Annotated in this window: 15 protein-coding genes; 7 read left to right on the plus strand and 8 right to left on the minus strand. The window is 72.7% G+C overall.

Going from position 1 to position 17,345, the window contains the following annotated elements:
- Positions 1–49 precede the first annotated feature (49 nt).
- Together LJB74_RS08885 and LJB74_RS08890 are read left to right on the plus strand one after the other, a co-directional pair.
- Positions 50–1,483, plus strand: coding sequence for a ferredoxin reductase family protein (locus LJB74_RS08885; protein WP_259308190.1), 1,434 nt, complete (start codon positions 50–52; stop codon positions 1,481–1,483).
- 26 nt (positions 1,484–1,509) lie between these two features.
- Positions 1,510–1,950 carry an FMN-binding protein gene (locus tag LJB74_RS08890; RefSeq protein ID WP_259308191.1) on the plus strand — a complete coding sequence of 147 codons (441 nt, stop codon included), beginning with the start codon at positions 1,510–1,512 and terminating at the stop codon, positions 1,948–1,950.
- A 21-nt stretch (positions 1,951–1,971) separates the two neighbouring features.
- On the opposite strand, the gene LJB74_RS08895 is transcribed toward LJB74_RS08890, so the two are convergent.
- Positions 1,972–2,748, minus strand: a complete 777-nt coding sequence (locus tag LJB74_RS08895) for an alpha/beta fold hydrolase (protein ID WP_259308192.1) — start codon at positions 2,746–2,748, stop codon at positions 1,972–1,974.
- A 137-nt stretch (positions 2,749–2,885) separates the two neighbouring features.
- Entirely contained in the window at positions 2,886–3,629 is a 744-nt protein-coding gene (locus tag LJB74_RS08900) for a hypothetical protein (protein ID WP_259308193.1), read from the minus strand.
- A 296-nt stretch (positions 3,630–3,925) separates the two neighbouring features.
- Between LJB74_RS08900 and LJB74_RS08905 the strand changes: the two genes are divergently transcribed.
- Genes LJB74_RS08905 through LJB74_RS08915 form a run of 3 tightly spaced genes read left to right on the plus strand, consistent with a single transcriptional unit; the run spans position 3,926 to position 7,999 of the window.
- Positions 3,926–5,890, plus strand: coding sequence for an APC family permease (locus LJB74_RS08905; RefSeq protein ID WP_259308194.1), 1,965 nt, complete (start codon positions 3,926–3,928; stop codon positions 5,888–5,890).
- 4 nt (positions 5,891–5,894) lie between these two features.
- The gene (locus LJB74_RS08910) at positions 5,895–7,328 is read left to right on the plus strand and encodes a DUF4118 domain-containing protein (protein ID WP_259308195.1); all 1,434 of its coding nucleotides are present in this window, start codon (positions 5,895–5,897) and stop codon (positions 7,326–7,328) included.
- Complete coding sequence (locus LJB74_RS08915; protein WP_259308196.1) at positions 7,325–7,999, plus strand: response regulator; 675 nt, start codon at positions 7,325–7,327, stop codon at positions 7,997–7,999. Before LJB74_RS08910 ends, LJB74_RS08915 begins: the two co-directional genes overlap by 4 nt.
- A gap of 64 nt (positions 8,000–8,063) precedes the next feature.
- On the opposite strand, the gene LJB74_RS08920 is transcribed toward LJB74_RS08915, so the two are convergent.
- Entirely contained in the window at positions 8,064–8,759 is a 696-nt protein-coding gene (locus LJB74_RS08920; RefSeq protein ID WP_259308197.1) for a hypothetical protein, read from the minus strand.
- 95 nt (positions 8,760–8,854) lie between these two features.
- On the opposite strand from LJB74_RS08920, the gene LJB74_RS08925 reads away from it, so the two are divergent.
- Positions 8,855–9,352, plus strand: a complete 498-nt coding sequence (locus LJB74_RS08925) for a tetratricopeptide repeat protein (protein ID WP_259308198.1) — start codon at positions 8,855–8,857, stop codon at positions 9,350–9,352.
- Positions 9,353–9,406: 54 nt separating this feature from the next.
- On the opposite strand, the gene LJB74_RS08930 is transcribed toward LJB74_RS08925, so the two are convergent.
- The 3 genes from LJB74_RS08930 to LJB74_RS08940 all read right to left on the minus strand — a co-directional run bounded on the left by LJB74_RS08930 (position 9,407) and on the right by LJB74_RS08940 (position 12,003).
- Entirely contained in the window at positions 9,407–9,916 is a 510-nt protein-coding gene (locus tag LJB74_RS08930) for a nitroreductase family deazaflavin-dependent oxidoreductase (protein ID WP_259308199.1), read from the minus strand.
- Between the two features lie 94 nt (positions 9,917–10,010).
- Positions 10,011–10,607: a PT domain-containing protein gene (locus tag LJB74_RS08935; RefSeq protein WP_259308200.1), complete on the minus strand. Its 597-nt coding sequence runs from the start codon at positions 10,605–10,607 to the stop codon at positions 10,011–10,013.
- Between the two features lie 157 nt (positions 10,608–10,764).
- A complete protein-coding gene (locus LJB74_RS08940) occupies positions 10,765–12,003 on the minus strand; it encodes an Nramp family divalent metal transporter (RefSeq protein ID WP_259308201.1) in 1,239 nt (412 codons plus the stop codon).
- Positions 12,004–12,245: 242 nt separating this feature from the next.
- Here LJB74_RS08940 and LJB74_RS08945 point away from each other — a divergent pair, with 242 nt between their 5' ends.
- Positions 12,246–14,639, plus strand: coding sequence for a bifunctional diguanylate cyclase/phosphodiesterase (locus LJB74_RS08945; RefSeq protein WP_259308202.1), 2,394 nt, complete (start codon positions 12,246–12,248; stop codon positions 14,637–14,639).
- A gap of 33 nt (positions 14,640–14,672) precedes the next feature.
- On the opposite strand, the gene LJB74_RS08950 is transcribed toward LJB74_RS08945, so the two are convergent.
- Positions 14,673–16,328: an ABC transporter permease gene (locus tag LJB74_RS08950; protein ID WP_259308203.1), complete on the minus strand. Its 1,656-nt coding sequence runs from the start codon at positions 16,326–16,328 to the stop codon at positions 14,673–14,675.
- A gap of 66 nt (positions 16,329–16,394) precedes the next feature.
- A complete protein-coding gene (locus tag LJB74_RS08955) occupies positions 16,395–17,267 on the minus strand; it encodes an ABC transporter ATP-binding protein (RefSeq protein WP_259308204.1) in 873 nt (290 codons plus the stop codon).
- Positions 17,268–17,345 lie beyond the last annotated feature (78 nt).

A 17,345-nucleotide genomic window follows, 5' to 3' on the forward strand; every position in this document is an offset into this window, starting at 1 on the left:
CACAGCACAGCAACGGGGTTCCCCGAGCCGAGGCCGGGAACATCGAGGCATGACGACGCTCACGACGCCGACCTCGGCACCCGCGCGGAGCCCCCGCGCCAGGCCGCTCCGCGCTCCCGTCCGTCGCACCTGGTGGCCCGACGCCGTCGGCGTCGTGGTGTGGTTCTCCGCACTCGTGGTCGTCGCCCTGTGGGTCTCGAACGGCGGTGTGCAGAACCTGTTCGCCGGCGCCGGCGACTCGATCCTCTCCCTCGGGCGGCTGACCGGGCTCGTCAGCTCCGACATGCTGCTGCTCCAGGTGCTCTCGATGGCGCGGATCCCGTGGGTCGAGCGGGCGCTCGGCCAGGACGCGATCTCCCGCTGGCACCGGCTGCTCGGGTTCACCTCGGTGAACCTGCTGCTCGCGCACGCGGTGCTGACGACCCTCGCCTACGCGATGCTCGGTCGCCTCCCGTTCCTGTCCGAGCTCTGGTCCCTCGTGACCACCGCGCCCGGGATGCTGCTCGCGACCGCCGGCACCGCGCTGTTCGTCATGATCATGGTCACGTCGATCCGCGCCGCCCGCCGCCGGATGCGCTACGAGTCGTGGCACCTGCTGCACCTGTACGCGTACCTCGGCGCAGGCCTCGCCCTGCCGCACCAGCTCTGGACCGGTGCGGACTTCCTCGCGTCACCGGTGGCCACGGCCTACTGGTGGGGCCTGTACGCGTTCGCGCTCGCCTCGGTGCTCGCGTTCCGGGTCGCGATGCCGTGGCGGTTGTCCCGGCAGCAGAACCTCGTCGTCTCGAAGGTCGTCACCGAGGCTCCCGACGTGGTGTCGATCCACCTGACCGGCAAGCACCTCGCGAGGATGCCGGTGGCCGCCGGGCAGTTCTTCGTGTGGCGGTTCCGCACCGGACCGGGCTGGACCCGCGGCCACCCCCTGTCGCTCTCCGCGGCGCCCACCACCGCCGGCCTCCGGGTCACGTCGAGCACGCAGGGCGACGACGGCGACCGCCTCGCCCGGATGAAGCCCGGCACGCGTGTCCTCATCGAGGGGCCGTACGGCCGTCTCACCCCGGACGTCCGCACGCAGCCCCGCCTCGCGGTCATCGGCAGCGGCCTCGGCCTGGCCCCGTTGATCTCGGTGCTCCAGGCCACGGTCGCCAACCCCGGACCCACCGAGTGGCCGGTCACCGTGATCCGCCGCTTCCACGCCGCCGGGCCGCAACCGCTGCAGGCCGAGCTCGATGCGCTCGTCGCCTCCGGCGCCGTGAAGGTCCTCGACCTCGTGGGGCCGCGCAGCACCGCCGGCACGACGTGGCTGCCCGCGCACCTGGGGCACGTGCCGGGCCCCGAAGCCCTCACGCGACTCATCCCCGACCTCGACCGCACGGACGTGTACGTGTGCGGGGCCGCACCCTGGGCCGAGGCGGTCGGCGCCGATGCGCGCGCCGCCGGTGTCGGGAGCCACGCCCTGCACGTCGAACGCTTCAGCTGGTAGACCAGCAGGACACCCGGAGAACCCTCATGCGCCGCATCATCATCGCCCTTGCCAGCACCGTCACCGCCGTCGTCATGCTCTTCTCGTGGCCCACGAGCACCAACCGGTCGGTGTCCACCGGTCCCGGTGGGACCTCGGGCACCGGGACGACCGGCGGCACGAGCTCCGGAACCGGCTCGTCCGGCACCACCACGACGACCTACGACGGCGACGTCGCCTCGACCCGGTGGGGTGACGTCCAGGTGCGGATCACCGTCACCGACGGGAAGGTCACCGCGTCGGAGGCCATCGCCTACCCGAACGGCAACGGCCGTGACCAGCAGATCAACGCCTACGCGATCCCGATCCTCAACCAGGAGGCCGTGGCGGCGCAGTCCGCGAACATCTCGATGGTGTCCGGGGCGACGGTCACCAGCCAGGGCTACGTGCAGTCGCTCCAGAGCGCTCTCGACAAGGCCGGCATCTAGGGTCGACGTCCCCGCGTCGACTCAGACCTGGAAGAACTCCAGCAGCGCCGGCGCGAGATCCTCCGGCGGCACAGTGTGGAAGCTACCGTCGAGGAGCCGGGACGTCGCACCCGGCACCCGCGCCGCCGTCGCCGCGACGGCGTCCTGGAGCCAGGCAGGGCTGCCGGTGCTGCCGAGCGCCAACGTCGGGACCGTGATGCGCGCGAGCGCCGCGTCCGGGGGCCGGTTGTCGCCCATGACCTGCAGGTCGTAGAGGATCGTGTGGGCCAGGGCCTCGAGCGCCGGCCAGGCGGGTGACTGACGGGTCTGCGCGACGGCCTGCGGCGGGAGTCCGACGGCGTCGGTCATGAACCTCTCGACCACCTCGCCGCGGCGACCCGCGTCCAGCAGCGTGCGGAGCTCCTCGACGAGGTCGACCGGCCCGGCGGGCCGGTCCCCGACCGCAAAGGGCGGCTCGAACACGACCAGGCGCCCGATCGGCACGCCTGCTGCTGGCGCAGCGAGTGCGAGAGCCGCACCCGAGGAGTGGCCGTACACGAACGCGCGGCCACCGGCCGCGTCGATCACGGCCGCGAGGTCCTCGATCTCCCGCTCGACCGCGTAGGGCGGGGTGTCGCCGCTGTCACCGCGCCCGCGACGGTCGTAGGTGATCGCGCGCAGGTCGGTCGCGAGCACCTGGGCCAGCGGAGCCGCGCTGCGGCGGTCGCTCAGGGCGCCGCCGATCAGGACGACGGGTGTGCCGTCGCCGACTGCGTCGTACCCGATCGCTGTGCCGTCCCGCGAGACAACCGTCGCCATGGGGCTCTCCGTTCGCGGTCTCGATCCTGCGGAGACGCTACAACGCGCGGCCGACACGGGCCCGTCGCCGCTCCCCCGCGACCGGTACCCGACACCCGCTCAGCTGGGCCTGACGTGCTCAGCTGGTCTTGACGTGCTCAGCTGGTCTTGACGTACTCGGCTGTCTGCCACGTCGTGCCCACCACGTGCAGCCCGGCGTCGGTGACCTCGATCGAGGTGATGTCCAGGCCAGGGATGCGCGCGAGCCTGTCGTTCACCAGGCTCTCGAGCACGCTGGACCCCCGAGAGAGCAAGTTGGACGGGACGTGCATCGGGCCGACCGAGGCGTCGGCGATGTCGGCCCACAGGGTCGAGCCGCTGAAGCCGGCCGTGCCCTCGACGTACACCGGCCAGTCCTGCCCCCCGTAGGTGACCACCGCGGACATCCGTGCGCTGTCGGGTCCGGTGATGTCGACCTGGACGTCGCTGACGGGCCAGTACGACGACGAGTGCCGGAACGACATGAGGGCGGACAGCTCGGCCTCGGTGAACGTCGCGTCCAACGGCTGCGACCCGGTGTAGACCCGCTCGTAGTCGGCCGGGTTCGCACCTGCCGGCAGGACCGGCCACTGGACGCCAGCCTTGACCAGGGCGCTGTCGAAGTCGGCCTCGGTGGCGTGCACCCCGAGATCGCGGGGCTGACTCTGGCTCCGCATCCACACGTACACCCCACCGGCACTGACCAGCAGGATCACGAGCACGATCACGAACGAGGTCAGGCACCCGTGGCGCTTGCGTGCGGGGGGCGGCGGAGGGGCCGGGACCGGTGCATCCGTGCCGGCGGTCGACGGGTGCGGCTCGTTCGGCTCGTTCGGAGCAGCCGACTTGACGTCATCGTCCATCGCGCACCACCTCAGAGAGGAAGCCGATCGTCTTTCGACACTAGGAGGGCGCGGCGGCGCGGCGCATGGGTCCGATGTCCTATGCGCTGGATGTGACACTCCTGTGTAGACCCGGGTGCGCGTGACCCCCGGTTCGACCCGCACCTCCGGGCCGCGTCAAGACTCGCCTCTCCGGCGTGAAGAACGCGTCAAGATCGCCGATCGGCCCGTGCGGCCGAGGGTTGACTCGAGCTGTGTCCCAGGTCATCAGTGTGCCCAAACGCCTGCTCGTCGGGCGCCCCCTGAGCAGTGCGCGCATGGGTGAGACGTTGCTCCCCAAGGTGCTCGCGCTCCCCGTCTTCTGCTCGGACCCGTTGTCCTCGAACGCGTACGCGACCGAGGAGATCCTGCTCGTCCTGTCCGTCGGTGGGCTGTCGTTGATCCACCTCGCCCCGTGGGTGGCGGCCGGGGTGATCCTGCTGCTGGCGGTCGTGGTGATCTCCTACCGGCAGACCACGTACGCCTACCCGAACGGTGGCGGCGCCTACGCCGTCAGCCGCGCGAACCTCGGGCAGAACGCGGCGCTGATCGCCGCCGGTGCGCTGCTGATCGACTACGTGCTCACGGTCGCCGTCTCGGTCGCGGCAGGTGTCGCGAACATCGTGTCCGCGTTCCCGTCCCTCGCGCCGCACACCGTGACGCTGTCCGTCGGCGTGGTGGTGCTGCTCGCGCTCGCCAACCTGCGCGGCCTCAAGGAGTCCGGCAAGGCGTTCGCGGTGCCGACCTACGCGTTCGTCGGCTCGGTGTTCCTCATGATCGCGGTCGGGCTGTTCCGCACCGCGACGGGCGCCGCCCCGGTCGCCGAGTCCGCGCACCTCCAGGTCGCCGCCCTGCCCGGCGCGGCACCGAGCGGGCTGCTGCTCGTCGCCGTCGTGCTGCGCGCGTTCGCGTCCGGGTGCACCGCCCTCACGGGCGTCGAGGCGGTCAGCAACGGGGTGCCGAACTTCCGGCCGCCGAAGAGCAAGAACGCCTCCGCGACGCTCGGCATCATGGCCGGCCTGACGATCGCCATGTTCATCGGGCTCACCGCGATGGCCCTGATCGCGCACGTCCACATCTCCGACGACCCGGCGCGGTTGATCGGCGCACCGGCCGGCTACACGCAGCGCACCGTGATCGCCCAGCTCGCCGGGGCGGTGTTCGGCAGCGCGAGCCTCGGGTTCTACCTGGTCCAGACGTTCACGGCGCTGATCCTCGTGCTCGCCGCGAACACCGCGTTCAACGGGTTCCCGATCCTCGCGTCGATCCTCGGGCACGACGGGTTCCTCCCGCGCCAGCTCTCCCGTCGCGGCGACCGGCTCGTGTTCAGCAACGGCATCATCATCCTGGCCGGGTTCGCCGTCGTGCTCCTCGTCGCGTTCGAGGCCAGCCCGACCCGACTGATCCAGCTGTACATCCTCGGTGTGTTCGTCTCGTTCACGCTGAGCCAGGCCGGGATGGTGCGGCACTGGACGGACAAGCTGCGGGAGGCCGAGCGCACCGAGCGCGGGCACATCCTCCGCGCCCGGGCGATCAACGGCTTCGGTGCGGCCCTGACCGCGCTGGTCCTCGTGATCGTGCTCGCGACCAAGTTCACGCACGGCGCGTGGCTCGTCGTGATCGCGATGCCGATCCTGTACTCGCTCATGCACGGGATCAAGCGGCACTACGAGCGCGTCGACCGGGAGCTGGTGCCCCGGGTCGACGGGGTCCCGCTGCCGAGCCGCGTGCACGCCGTCGTCCTCATCTCGCGCCTCAACGCACCGGCGCTGCGCGCCCTCTCGTTCGCCCGCGCGACCCGCCCGTCGACGCTCGTCGCCCTGACGGTCCGCACGGACAAGGCCGACACGGACCGCCTCGTCGCCGAGTGGAAGGCACGCGACGTCCCCGTCCCGCTGACCGTGCTCGACTCGCCGTTCCGCGACATCTCCCGACCCGCGATCGAGTACATCGCGGACATCCGCCGCAAGGGGCCGCGGGACGTCGTCGCGGTGTTCATCCCCGAGTACGTCGTCGAGCACTGGTGGGAGCAGCTCCTGCACAACCAGAGCGCCCTGCGGCTCAAGGCACGCCTGCTGTTCCAGAGCGGTGTGATGGTGACGAGCGTGCCGTGGCGGTTCGGCGGCGAGCCGGTACCGCAGACCGTGACGCCGGACACCGTGGCGCCGTCGACCACAGGGTCGCAGACCGCAGCGCCGCGGACCGCAGCGCCGGGACCTGAGCCCGTGCCCGTGCCACGCTGATCCCATGGCGACAGACGACGCGACCGGCGGCTCGACTCGCGTCGGCGGTCTCCCGCTGCCCGACGCGGGGCTCTCGCCGGCGCGGCGCTGGTCGGGGCTGGCGATCGCCCTCGTCGGTCTGCCCCTGCTGACCTGGGTGCTGGTCGGGCAGGACCTCGCGCTCGGGAGCGTGCTCCTGCTGTACGTGCTGGCCGACGTCGTCGTGGCCGCTGTCGGCGGGCTGTGGCCGGGGATCCTCGCGGCGGCCGCGTCGTTGTTCGCGGCGAACTGGTTCCTGACGCCGCCGTACCACACGCTCGCGGTCGAGAACCGCGACAGCATCGTCGAGCTCGTGGTGTTCGCCGTCGTGGCGATCATCGTCAGCCTCACGGTCGAGGTCGCGGCCCGGGACCGTGGACGTGCCGCTCGGAGCGGCGTCGAGGCGCGCCTGCTGTCGCGGTTCGCGGCCCGGCCCGCCGCCGAGCTGAGCCTCACGCAGGTCCTCGAGAACGTCCGCACGACGTTCGGCATGACGTCCGCGGCCCTCGTCCGGTCCACGCCCGCCGGTGACGGTGCCGTCATCGCGCGCGTCGGCCCGCCCGAGGCCAGCCCCGCGAGCATCCGCGTCCCGGCCGGTGGCGAGCTCGTGCTCGTCGCCCACGGCCCGACGCTGTTCGCCGAGGACCGACGCGTGCTCGAACGCCTGGCCGCAGCGGCCGCCCGGGCCTGGGAGGCCCAACGGCTCGCGGCGCAGGCCGACGAGCTGACCCAGACCGACCGGGTCCGCTCCGCGCTGCTCGCCGCCGTCGGCCACGACCTCCGGACTCCGCTCGCGGGCATCAAGGCCGCCGTGAGCAGCCTGCGTCAGGACGACATCGCGTGGTCCCCCGAGGAGCAGGACGAGCTGCTCGCCACGATCGAGGAGTCGTCCGACCGGCTCACGGACCTGATCGCGAACCTGCTCGACATGAGCCGGCTCCAGGCGGGCCGGGTCACGGTGCAGCTCACCGCCGTCGCCCTCGACGAGGTTGTCTCGCGTGCGGTGCTCGACACCCCGACCAGCGCGATCGTCATGGAGATCCCCGACACCCTGCCGCTCGTCGAGGCCGACCCGGGCCTGCTCGAGCGCGCGGTCGCGAACCTCGTCGACAACGCCCGCCGGCACAGCCCCGCCGGGCGGCCCGTCGTGCTCGGTGCGTCGGTGAGCGGCGGTCGGGTGCACCTGCACGTCGTCGACCACGGCAGCGGCGTCGCACCGGAGAGCTGGGGGTCCATGTTCGCGCCGTTCCAGCGGCTCGACGACCGCACCGACGGTGCCGGCGTCGGGCTCGGCCTGGCGATCGTCAAGGGGTTCTGCGACGCGATGGGCGTGACCGTGACCCCGCGCACGACTGCCGGCGGCGGCCTCACCATGACCCTCGAGATCCCGCTCGCCCTCGAGACCCCGGTGCACCCATGACCAAGATCCTCGTCGTCGACGACGACCCCGGGCTGCTGCGCGCACTGTCGATCAACCTGCGCGCCCGGCACTTCGAGGTGCAGACGGCCTCCGACGGCGCGAGCGCGCTCCGGCTCGCCGGGAGCTTCGTGCCCGACCTCGTGGTGCTCGACCTCGGGCTGCCGGACCTCGACGGGGTCGACGTCGTCGCCGGGCTGCGCGGCTGGACGACCGTGCCGATCATCGTCCTCTCGGCCCGCGACAGCCAGGCGACCAAGGTCGATGCCCTCGACGCCGGCGCCGACGACTACATGACCAAGCCGTTCGGCATGGACGAGCTGCTCGCCCGGATCCGCGCGGGCCTGCGCCGCGCGATCCCGGACCCGCCGGCGCCCGTCGTCCGCACCGCGAGCTTCACGGTCGACCTCGCCGCCAAGCGGGTCGAGCGGGACGGGGTGACGATCCGGCTCACCCCCACCGAGTGGCATCTGCTCGAGATCCTCGTCCGCAACGTCGGCAAGCTCGTGAGCCAGCAGCAGCTGCTGCGGGAGGTCTGGGGACCGCACTACGAGCACGAGACCAACTACCTGCGCGTCTACCTCGCGCAGCTCCGCCGCAAGCTCGAGCCGGAACCGGCCCACCCGCGCCACCTGATCACCGAGCCGGGGATGGGGTACCGGTTCGAGCCGTGACCCGGCTCGCGCGTCGGCCGACGCGTTCGGGGCGGCTGCTCGTCGCGCGCGTGAGGTCGAGGAGTCAGACGGCCGGACCCGGATCGCTCGTCGGAGCGCCGAGAACCTGCTCGAACCACCCGCCCGGCGCCACGACCGGTCGGGCCGGTGGCCGCGGCTCGTACTCGTCGGCCGATGCGGGCTCCACCAGCCAGAGCTCGACCACGCAGGCGGCTGCCTCGGCGAGAGGACCCGCATCCAGGACGGTCACGGTCTCCGGGATCCCGAACGCCGGCCAGGCGCACACGATCCTGAGGTCGCCCGCCGGCGGGACGACGGTCAGCCAGTAGGAGGCGTCGTACGTCCGCCCGCCGCCTCCCGCCCCCCGAGAGACGAGTGCGACGTCCAGCGAGTCGTCCTCCGAGAGATGCCGGAACCACGGGTCGCCCAGCATCGCGGCCCTTCGGCCGTCGGCCAGCTCGACGCCGAGCATCAGCTGGCGCCCGTCCGCAGGAGGCAGGTGCCCGCCGTGCGCCAACGCGACGAGGTCCTCTGGGCGGTCGGGCTCACCGTCGCGACGGCGGCGCACGATGATCCGGAGGAGGACCCCGGTGCTGAAGACTGTCGCACCGTCGAGCCCGACGGCGACGTCATCGGTGCGCGCGAGCACCGCGCTCAGTGCCGCCGCGCACGGGATCTCGTTCTCCGGAGGGTTCATCCTCCGCGCCCGCTCCGCGGCACGCGCGGCGTCCGGTCCCCCTGACCTGCTCACGAATTGCATGCCCCGAGGGTTCCGCCGGCGGGCGCGCTCGTCAACCGCCGGCGCTCGCCGCCGCCGGCGCGAACCGTGATCAGGGCGCGTGCCAGACTGCGCGGATGACCGACACGACGTGGGAGCAGCGGGTCGCGGACCTGTGGGCGGCGGCCGACCGATACCCCGAGGCCGAGCTCCGGGAGCTCATGGAGGGGCTCGTGGCCGAGCTTCCTGACGGCAGCCCGATCGCGGCGTACGAGCGGGGCTCGGTGTGGGACTCCACCGGGCACCCCGACCGTGCCGTGCCGTTGTACCGGGACGCCCTCGCGAACGGGTTGTCCGGCCGACGTCGTCGCGAGGCCGTGATCCAGCTCGCGAGCTCGCTGCGGAACCTCGGGCAGGCGGACGAGAGCGTCGCGCTGCTCACCGCCGAGGCCGCCGCCGGGTCGGACGGGCTCGACGACGCGGTCGACGCGTTCCTCGCGCTCGCCCTCGTCGACACCGGGCGCGAACGCGAGGCCGTCGCCGTCGCGCTCACGGCCCTGTCACGACACCTGACACGGTTCCAGCGGTCGCTCGTCGCCTACACGCGAGAGCTCACCGACACGTCGGACGACTGACCCGGCGTCGGCTCGCCGGGTCTCGCTCACCGGCGTCCGCGCACCAGGTCTCGCTCACCGGCGTCCGCTCGCCGTCGTCCGCTCGCCGGTGAGTCGCACGCGGACCATCGGCAGCTCGGTCACCGGGGCGCCGACCGCCACCTCGATCGTCTCGCGCAGCTTCGCCCAGGCCTTCGGGTGCACCTCGATGTAGCGGCGGAGAGCAGCGGACGACTCCTCGGGGGTCATCGGCACCGCGGTCGCGGCCAGCTGCCGGCGGAACCCGATCGACACCCGCACCCGCGGCTCGGCGAGGACGTTGCGGTACCACTGCGCCCGCGCCCCGAAGCCGGAGACGATCACGTACACGTCGGGCGACGGGTGGTCCACGACCTCGAGCACGACGTACCGGCGCCGGCCGGACGTCCGCCCGCGGTGCTCCAGCATGATCAGCCGCGAACCGAAGAGGAACCCGAGCCCGGCCCGGTAGAGCCCGATCGGCGCGCGGACGAGCCACCGCGTCGTCAGGCCCCGTGCACCGATCCGTGCGGCGATCCCTGCCATCGTCGACCTCCCGTCGGTCATCGACCCACCGGACAGACAACCACACCCTGCCGACGCGGCCGATGGCCCTTCGCGGCGACGCGGCCGTCGGGTCGCCCCGGCGATGCGGTGACCGTCAGGACCGACGAGCGATCAGGTAGTCCCCCATGAAGCCGCCGCCCGTGTCGTTGGAGACGTCGAGGTGGACCGTGTACTGCACGTTCGCGAAGTCCCCGGTCCACCGCATCTCACCGGGTCTGGTCTCCGAGACGACGTCGTAGCCTGCGGTGAGGAGCGCCGCTCGCGCCCGGTCGTACCCCCCACGATCGGCGAGCTCCACGTCGACCTGCCACCCTCCCGCGTCGAGTGCGACGACGCGGAGGAGCCGGTCGACGACGAGCGGGATGTCGGTCGGCACCGCATCGAGATCGACGACGTGCCCCTCGGTCGCCGGTCCGGCGGTCGGCTCGGAGCTCGGTCCGGCGGTCGGCTCGACTGTCGGCTCAGCCGCCACGAACGCGGATCCGACCGCCGCCATCGACGGGGGCGCGGCGTCCGACGACGTCGTGCCCGGTGTCGTCCCTGCGCCGCAACCCGCCGCACCGAGCGCAAGACCCGCGAGGGTCACCGCCCAGGCGGTACGTCGCAGCCGACCCGCCACCGGGATCCGCGCGCGGGCGAACGCCGCCCCCGCACGACCACGCACCGCGTCGTGCCCGCTCCAGCCGACCATCGTCGCGCTCCCGCGTCTGCGGCATGCGCCGCGCCTCTCGGTCCACGACCTCCTGCGCTTCTCGTGGGCCGTCGCTCGACGCTACTCGCGCGCGCGGTCGGCGCGGGCCCGTTCGCCGCACCGTTCCCGCAGGCGCGGCCGGGGCGGACGTACGACCTCAGCCGCCGGCCAGCGTCAGGTACACGAGGCCGAGGTTGAGCAGGGCGACCAGCGCGACGACCACCGTCATCGTCCAGCGCATCACCCGGCTGTTGACCGCGACACCCATCAGGCGGCGGTCGCTCGTCAGCCGCAGCAGCGGGAGGAGCGCGAACGGGATGCCGAAGCTCAGCACCACCTGGCTCACCACCAGCGCCCAGGTCGGGTCGATCCCCAGACCGAGCACGACGAGCGCCGGGATGATCGTGATGGCCCGCCGCAGCAGCAGCGGGATCTGCTTGTGCACCAGCCCCTGCATGATCGTCGCGCCCGCGTAGGCGCCGACCGACGTCGATGCGAGACCCGAGGCCAGGAGCCCGATCGCGAACACCAGCCCGATGGTCGGGCCGAGGGCGGAGACGACGGCGGCGTGAGCGCCCTCGATCGTGTCGGTGCCACTCATGCCCTGCAGGCTCGAGGCGGCCAGCAGCAGCATCGCGATGTTGACGAGGCCGGCGACTCCGAGCGCACCGATCACGTCCCAGCGCGTGGCCCGGAGCAGGTGGACGTGCCCGTCGGCACGGTCGCGGCCGCTGAAGCGGTCCCGGACGAGCGCCGAGTGCACGTAGATCGCGTGCGGCATGACGGTCGCGCCGAGCATGCTCGAGGCCAGCAGCACGCTGTCCGTCCCGGCGAAGCGCGGGACCAGACCGGAGACCACGCTCCCGGCGTCCGGCGGATCGACCACCACACCGGCGACGAACCCGACCGCGATGACCCCCAGCAGCGCCATGATGACCGACTCGAACGAGCGCTGCCCGTACCGGGTCTGGACCATCAGCATGAGCATCGACACCGCACCGACGATCACCCCGCCGACGAGCAACGGCAGGCGGAAGAGCAGGTACAGCGCGATCGCACCGCCGATCACCTCGGCGAGGTCGGTGGCCGCAGCGACGATCTCGGCCTGGACCCAGAACGCGATCCGGGACGGACGGTTGAGGCGCTGGCCGATCAGCTCCGGGAGCGTGCGGTCCGTGACGAGGCCCAGCTTGGCCGACTGGTACTGGACGAGGACCGCGATCGTGTTGGCGAGGACGAGGACCCAGACGAGCAGGTAGCCGTAGCGGGACCCGGCGGTGAGGTTCGCGGCGACGTTGCCGGGGTCCACGTACGCGATCGCTGCGACGAACGCCGGGCCGAGCAACGGGAGCAGGCGCCGGTACCGCACGGTGCGGAACACCGACTCAGCGACCACCGTGGCCTCCACGTCAGCAGAGTTCGGGTATCCGAACTTTCGAGATGACCAGTACAGCACATCGCCGCGGACGACAGCTGACAGCTCGACGCGCACGTGACCGACACCCGGTACCGACGCCCCGTACCCGCGACACTGCCCGCCGTCGCACCCCGTCGTCACACCCCGCCATCACCCCCGACGACCTCCACCCGACCTCAACTCCGGCCCGGCGATGCCGATGTCATGGGTATGGAGTCGCCATGACGCCGCCGCCGGCTCGCGCGGCCACGGCCTCGACGCGACCGGCAACGGCGCGGCAGGCAGCGGTGTCGCGCGCACGTGGCGTGAGCCACCGGGCGTACCTCGGCGCGGGCCTCGTCGCATCCGTGGCGATCCTGGCTCTCCCGCACGGGCTCCTGCGCGACGCCGTCTACGAGGCGATCGGCGCCTCGGCCGTCGTCGCGATCATCATCGGGGCCCGCCGGAACCGGCCGCACGCAGCCGTCGCCTGGTACCTGCTCGCCGCGGCAACGACCCTGTGGGTGATCGGCGACGCCATCTTCTCCTGGTACCAGGACGTCAGGCTGCTGGACCCGTTCCCGTCGCTCGCGGACGCGCTGTACCTGCCTGCGTACGTCGTCCTCGCCGCAGCGCTCCTCGTCATGTTCGCCCGATCGAGCACCCAAGGGTCCTCGACGGCCTTCATCGACAGCGCGCTCGTGACGGTGGCCGTCGCTCTCCTGTGGTGGGTCTTCGTCATCGCACCGATGTGGTCGGGCACCGAGGGCTCGACCTTCGCGCGGCTGGTCGCGGCTGCGTACCCGATCGGCGACATCCTCCTCTTCGCCGCGCTGGTCCGGGTCTCCTGGAGCCGCACCGAGCGCCCCGTCGCCGGCCTGACGCTCACGCTGGCGTTCGTCCTCCTCCTCGTCGCGGACACGTTGTACGACGTGTCGACCTTCACCCCCGCGATCGCCGCCCGCGTCGACAGCCTCGATGTGCTGTGGCTCGCGTCCTACGTGCTGTTGGGCGCGTCCGCACTGCACCCGTCGATGACGGTGCTCTCGGCCCCTGTGGACCGGGCGCCCGCGCCCGTGCGCGCCCGCGAGGTCGGTGCGCTCGCTTCCGTCTGCCTCGTCGGCCCCGGGCTCATCGCCTGGGAGCTCGCGACCGGGCGCCCGCTGCACCTGTGGCCGGCCATCGCCGTCGGGGTCACGATGATCGGCCTCCTGACCCTGCGCATCATGCACATGGTGCGCGACCTCCAGGAGCACGCACGCCGGCTCGACCGGCTCGCCGGCACGGACTTCGTCACCGGCCTGATGAACCGGCAGCGGTTCGCCACCCACCTCCGCGAGTTCCTCGCCGCCCCGCGTACCCGCGACGCCGGCCTGCTCCTCGTGGACCTCGAGCGCTTCACCGAGATCAACAACGTCCTCGGGCACCAGACCGGGGACGCGATCCTGCGCGGCGTCGGCGACCGGCTCGTCGAGATGGCCGGCGAGCAGGGTGTCGTGGCGCGGATGGGCGGCGACACCTTCGTGGTGCTGTGCCGCCGGATCTCCTCCGAGGTCGACGTCCTCCCCGTCGCCTCCAGCGTGCTCCGCTCGCTCAACTGCCCGTACGAGCTGCCCGGGGTGACCGTCGCGGTCGAGGCGCGGATCGGTGCGCTGCTCCTCACCGACCAGGTCGTCGACCCCAACGCCGCGCTGAGCTGGGTCGATGCGGCCGCGACCGCAGCCAAGTCCCGACCCGACCACATCGCCGAGTACGACGAGCGCTCCACCGCCGCCGCGGAGCACGCCTCCCTGCTCGCCGGGGAGCTGCCGCGCGCCCTTACGAACGACGAGCTCGTGCTCCACTACCAGCCGCAGGTGCGCATCGGGGACGGCCGCGTGCTCTCGGTCGAGGCGCTCGCACGCTGGCAGCACCCGCAGCACGGGCTCCTCGGCCCGGACTCGTTCATCGCCGCCGCCGAGCAGACCGGGCTCATCGGCCCGCTGACGCACCACGTCCTCGACCTGGCCCTCGCGCAGTGCGCGCGCTGGAACCAGGACGGCCACCCGCTGACGGTCGCCGTCAATCTCTCCGTGCGCAACCTGCTGGACCCGCACCTCGTCGCGGACGTCGAGGCCGCCCTCGAGCGGCACGGGCTGCCGGCATCGTCCCTCGAGCTCGAGATCACCGAGAGCGTCGCCATGGTCGACCCGGGGCGGTCGAAGCGCACCCTCGAGGAGCTGGACCGGCTGGGCGTCACCCTGTCCGTCGACGACTTCGGCACCGGCCACAGCTCGCTCGGGTACCTGCACCAGCTCCCCGTCCGGCGGCTCAAGATCGACAGGTCGTTCGTCACCGACCTCCTCACCGACCCGGTGAGCGAGGCCATCGTGCGAGCGACCATCGAGCTCGCTGAGGCGCTCCACCTCGACGTCGTCGCCGAGGGGGTCGAGGACGACCGCACGTTCTTGCGCCTGCGGGACCTGCACTGCTACTCCGCCCAAGGGTTCGGCCTCGGCCGACCGGTGCCCGCGGATCAGGTGCCCGCGCTCGTCACGACGATCGAGCGTCGCCTCCCCACCCTGCTCGAGGCCACCCTGCCGACGCCCCGACGCGAACCCGGCCCGGCGGTTCCCGAGTCCGTCACCTCCGTCTGACCCTCTCCGGGACGTGCGGACCGGCCGGCCGGCTCACGCCCCGACGAGGTCCCGTCGCTCGAACGCGAGCACCCCGGCCACCGTCGCCGCGACCCCGATCGCGACCATGACCACCGCGGCCGTCAGCCCGAACGGGTCGACCGGGACGGCCTCGAGGTGACGGAACGGCGAGATCCCGATGACGGCCTCGGGCCACGACAGCATCGGCCCGACGACCTGCAGCACGTAGGTCGCGATCGCGGCCGACGCGGTGACGGCGACCGTGACCCGCGGCGCGACGCCGTAGACCAGCACCGCGAGACCGCCGAACACGACGACGGCCGGCACCGTGTTGAACATCGACGCGAACGCGTCGCCCACCGACAGGTCCGCGCCCGTGACCGAACCACCGAGCCACATCGCCGTCGCCGAGACCGCGGTGAGCAGCACGACGGACCCCAGCATGAGGACGACGTGCCCGCCGAGCCAGCGGCGTCGCAGCACCGGACGTGTCACCAGGTGCTCGAGCCGGGCCGCCGCCTCCTCGGTCCAGGCCGCACCGATCCGCCACGCGGCGAACAGCGCGATCACCAGACCGGTGATCACGGACGCGAGCGCCACGAAGGTCCGAGGGACGTCCGACACCCGGACACCGAGCGTCGCGAGCAGGTCCCGGTAGCTCGGGTCCGCCGCGATGAAGTCGGCGACGCTCCGGACCAGCAGCCCGATCACCAGGCTCCAGATCGCGAGGCCGGCGACCCAGCCGACGAGCACCGCCAGGTTGGTGCGCCACGCGAACGCGAGCGGGCTGCCGAGGCCCCACAGCCGCGACCGACGGCTCTCCTGCCCGCCGACCAGGCCCGCCCCGGTGTCGCGCGCGTCCCGCAACCGGATGGCAGTCACCACCAGGACGACGACCACTCCGACCGGGACCGCGAGCACGGGCCACCGGTCGTCCCCGAACGGGCGAAGCTGGTCCATCCACCCGAGCGGCGTCAACCACCCGATCCAGCTGCGCGAGTCCGCGCTGTTCGCGACCATCCGCACGAGCACGGCCGCCCCGAGCACGGCGGCCGCGACGCTCACCGCCCGCGAGCGCGCGACGAAGACCTGCGCGGCCACCGCGGCGACCGCCACGAAGAACGCGGCGACCCCGGCGACCTCCGCGCCGAACAGCAGCGCACCCGGCAGCGCGGCGCCCGCCAGGCTGAACGCGACACCGATCGTCGTCCCGACGAGGAGACACGCGGCGACCAGCACCGCGAGCTGGGCCAGCAGGGCACGCCCGGCCCGGATCGACCCGGTGAGCACGAGCTCGGTCCGGCCGGTCTCCTCGTCGCCGCGGAGCACGCGGACCGCGACGATCAGCGCCCACACCGACACGATCACCTGGAGGATCCACCCGGCGTCCCAGGTGACGAACCCGCCGACCGTGTCGACCGCGTGCGGGACCCCCTGCATGATGCGGACCGCCGGGTCGTCGCCGAACGCGGCGAGCCGGGCACGCGACGCGGCGTCGGGATACGCGGCCTCGTACGAGACGGCCTCGATCACGACGTAGACGCCCGTCGAGGCCGCGACCACCGCCGCCCCGCGCCGGGTCAGCCGCCAGGTCAGACCGGCGACCGCTCGACCGGTGCCGCGGCGACGGGCGCCACGGTGCCGTCGACGCGTGACCGGCCCCGCGGCCGGCCCCTCGGTGACCGTCACCTCGTCCTCCCCTCGTACCGTCGTCGCACCTGTCCCGCACCGCACCGTCCGGGCGCCCGAGACCCGTCAGTAGTACGTCAGGAACACCTGCTCGAGCGTCGCCTCCTCGGTGCGCAGGCTCGTGACCGGGAGCGTCGCGAGGCGGGCGATCAGCGCGGACGGCGACCCGGTGAGCGAGACCCGGACGCCGCCGGGCAGCGGCTCGCTCGCGGTGACGCCGTCGACGTCGTCGAACGACGGCACCGGGCCGTCCATCAGCACCTCGACGATCGTCGTGTGCAGACGACGCAGGTCGTCGAGCGCGGCGACCTCCACCAGCTGCCCGGTGCGGAGGATCGCGACCCGGTCGCACAGGTCCTGGACCTCGTCGAGGATGTGCGACGAGAGGAAGATCGTCTGGCCGCGTGCGGTCGCCTCACGCGCCAGGTCCTGGAACACCGCCTCCATGAGGGGGTCGAGGCCCGCGGTCGGCTCGTCGAGGAGCAGGACGTCGGGCCGGGTCATGAAGGCCGCGACCAGGGCGATCTTCTGCCGGTTGCCCTTCGAGTACGCGCGCGCCCGCACGGACGGGTCGACCTGCAGCCGCTCGACGAGCTCGTCGCGGAAGGCCACGTCCACGCGCCCGGAGATCCGGCCCAGGAGCTCGAGGGTCTCGGCGCCGGTCAGCTGCGGCCACAGCGCGACGTCACCGGACACGTACCCGACGTGCCGGTGGGACCGCTCGACGTCCTCGACCGGGACGCCCATGATCGTCGCGCTGCCGCTCGTGGGCCGGATGAGGTGGAGCAGGAGGCGCACCGTCGTCGACTTCCCGGACCCGTTCGGTCCCAGGTACCCGAAGATCTCACCCTGGTGGACCTCGAGGTCGAGGTGGTCGAGGGCGACCACCGTCCCGAAGTGCTTGGTGAGACCGCGCGCCACGACCGCAGGGGTGTCCACCGTGCGCCTCCCGTCGTCCACGTCGGTCGGCCGTCCGAGGTCCGGCTCTCCCGGAGGGCTGCCCGTGCTCCCAGGCTT

It is taken from the genome of Cellulomonas sp. P24 (genome assembly GCF_024704385.1).
Lineage (GTDB): Bacteria > Actinomycetota > Actinomycetes > Actinomycetales > Cellulomonadaceae > JAJDFX01.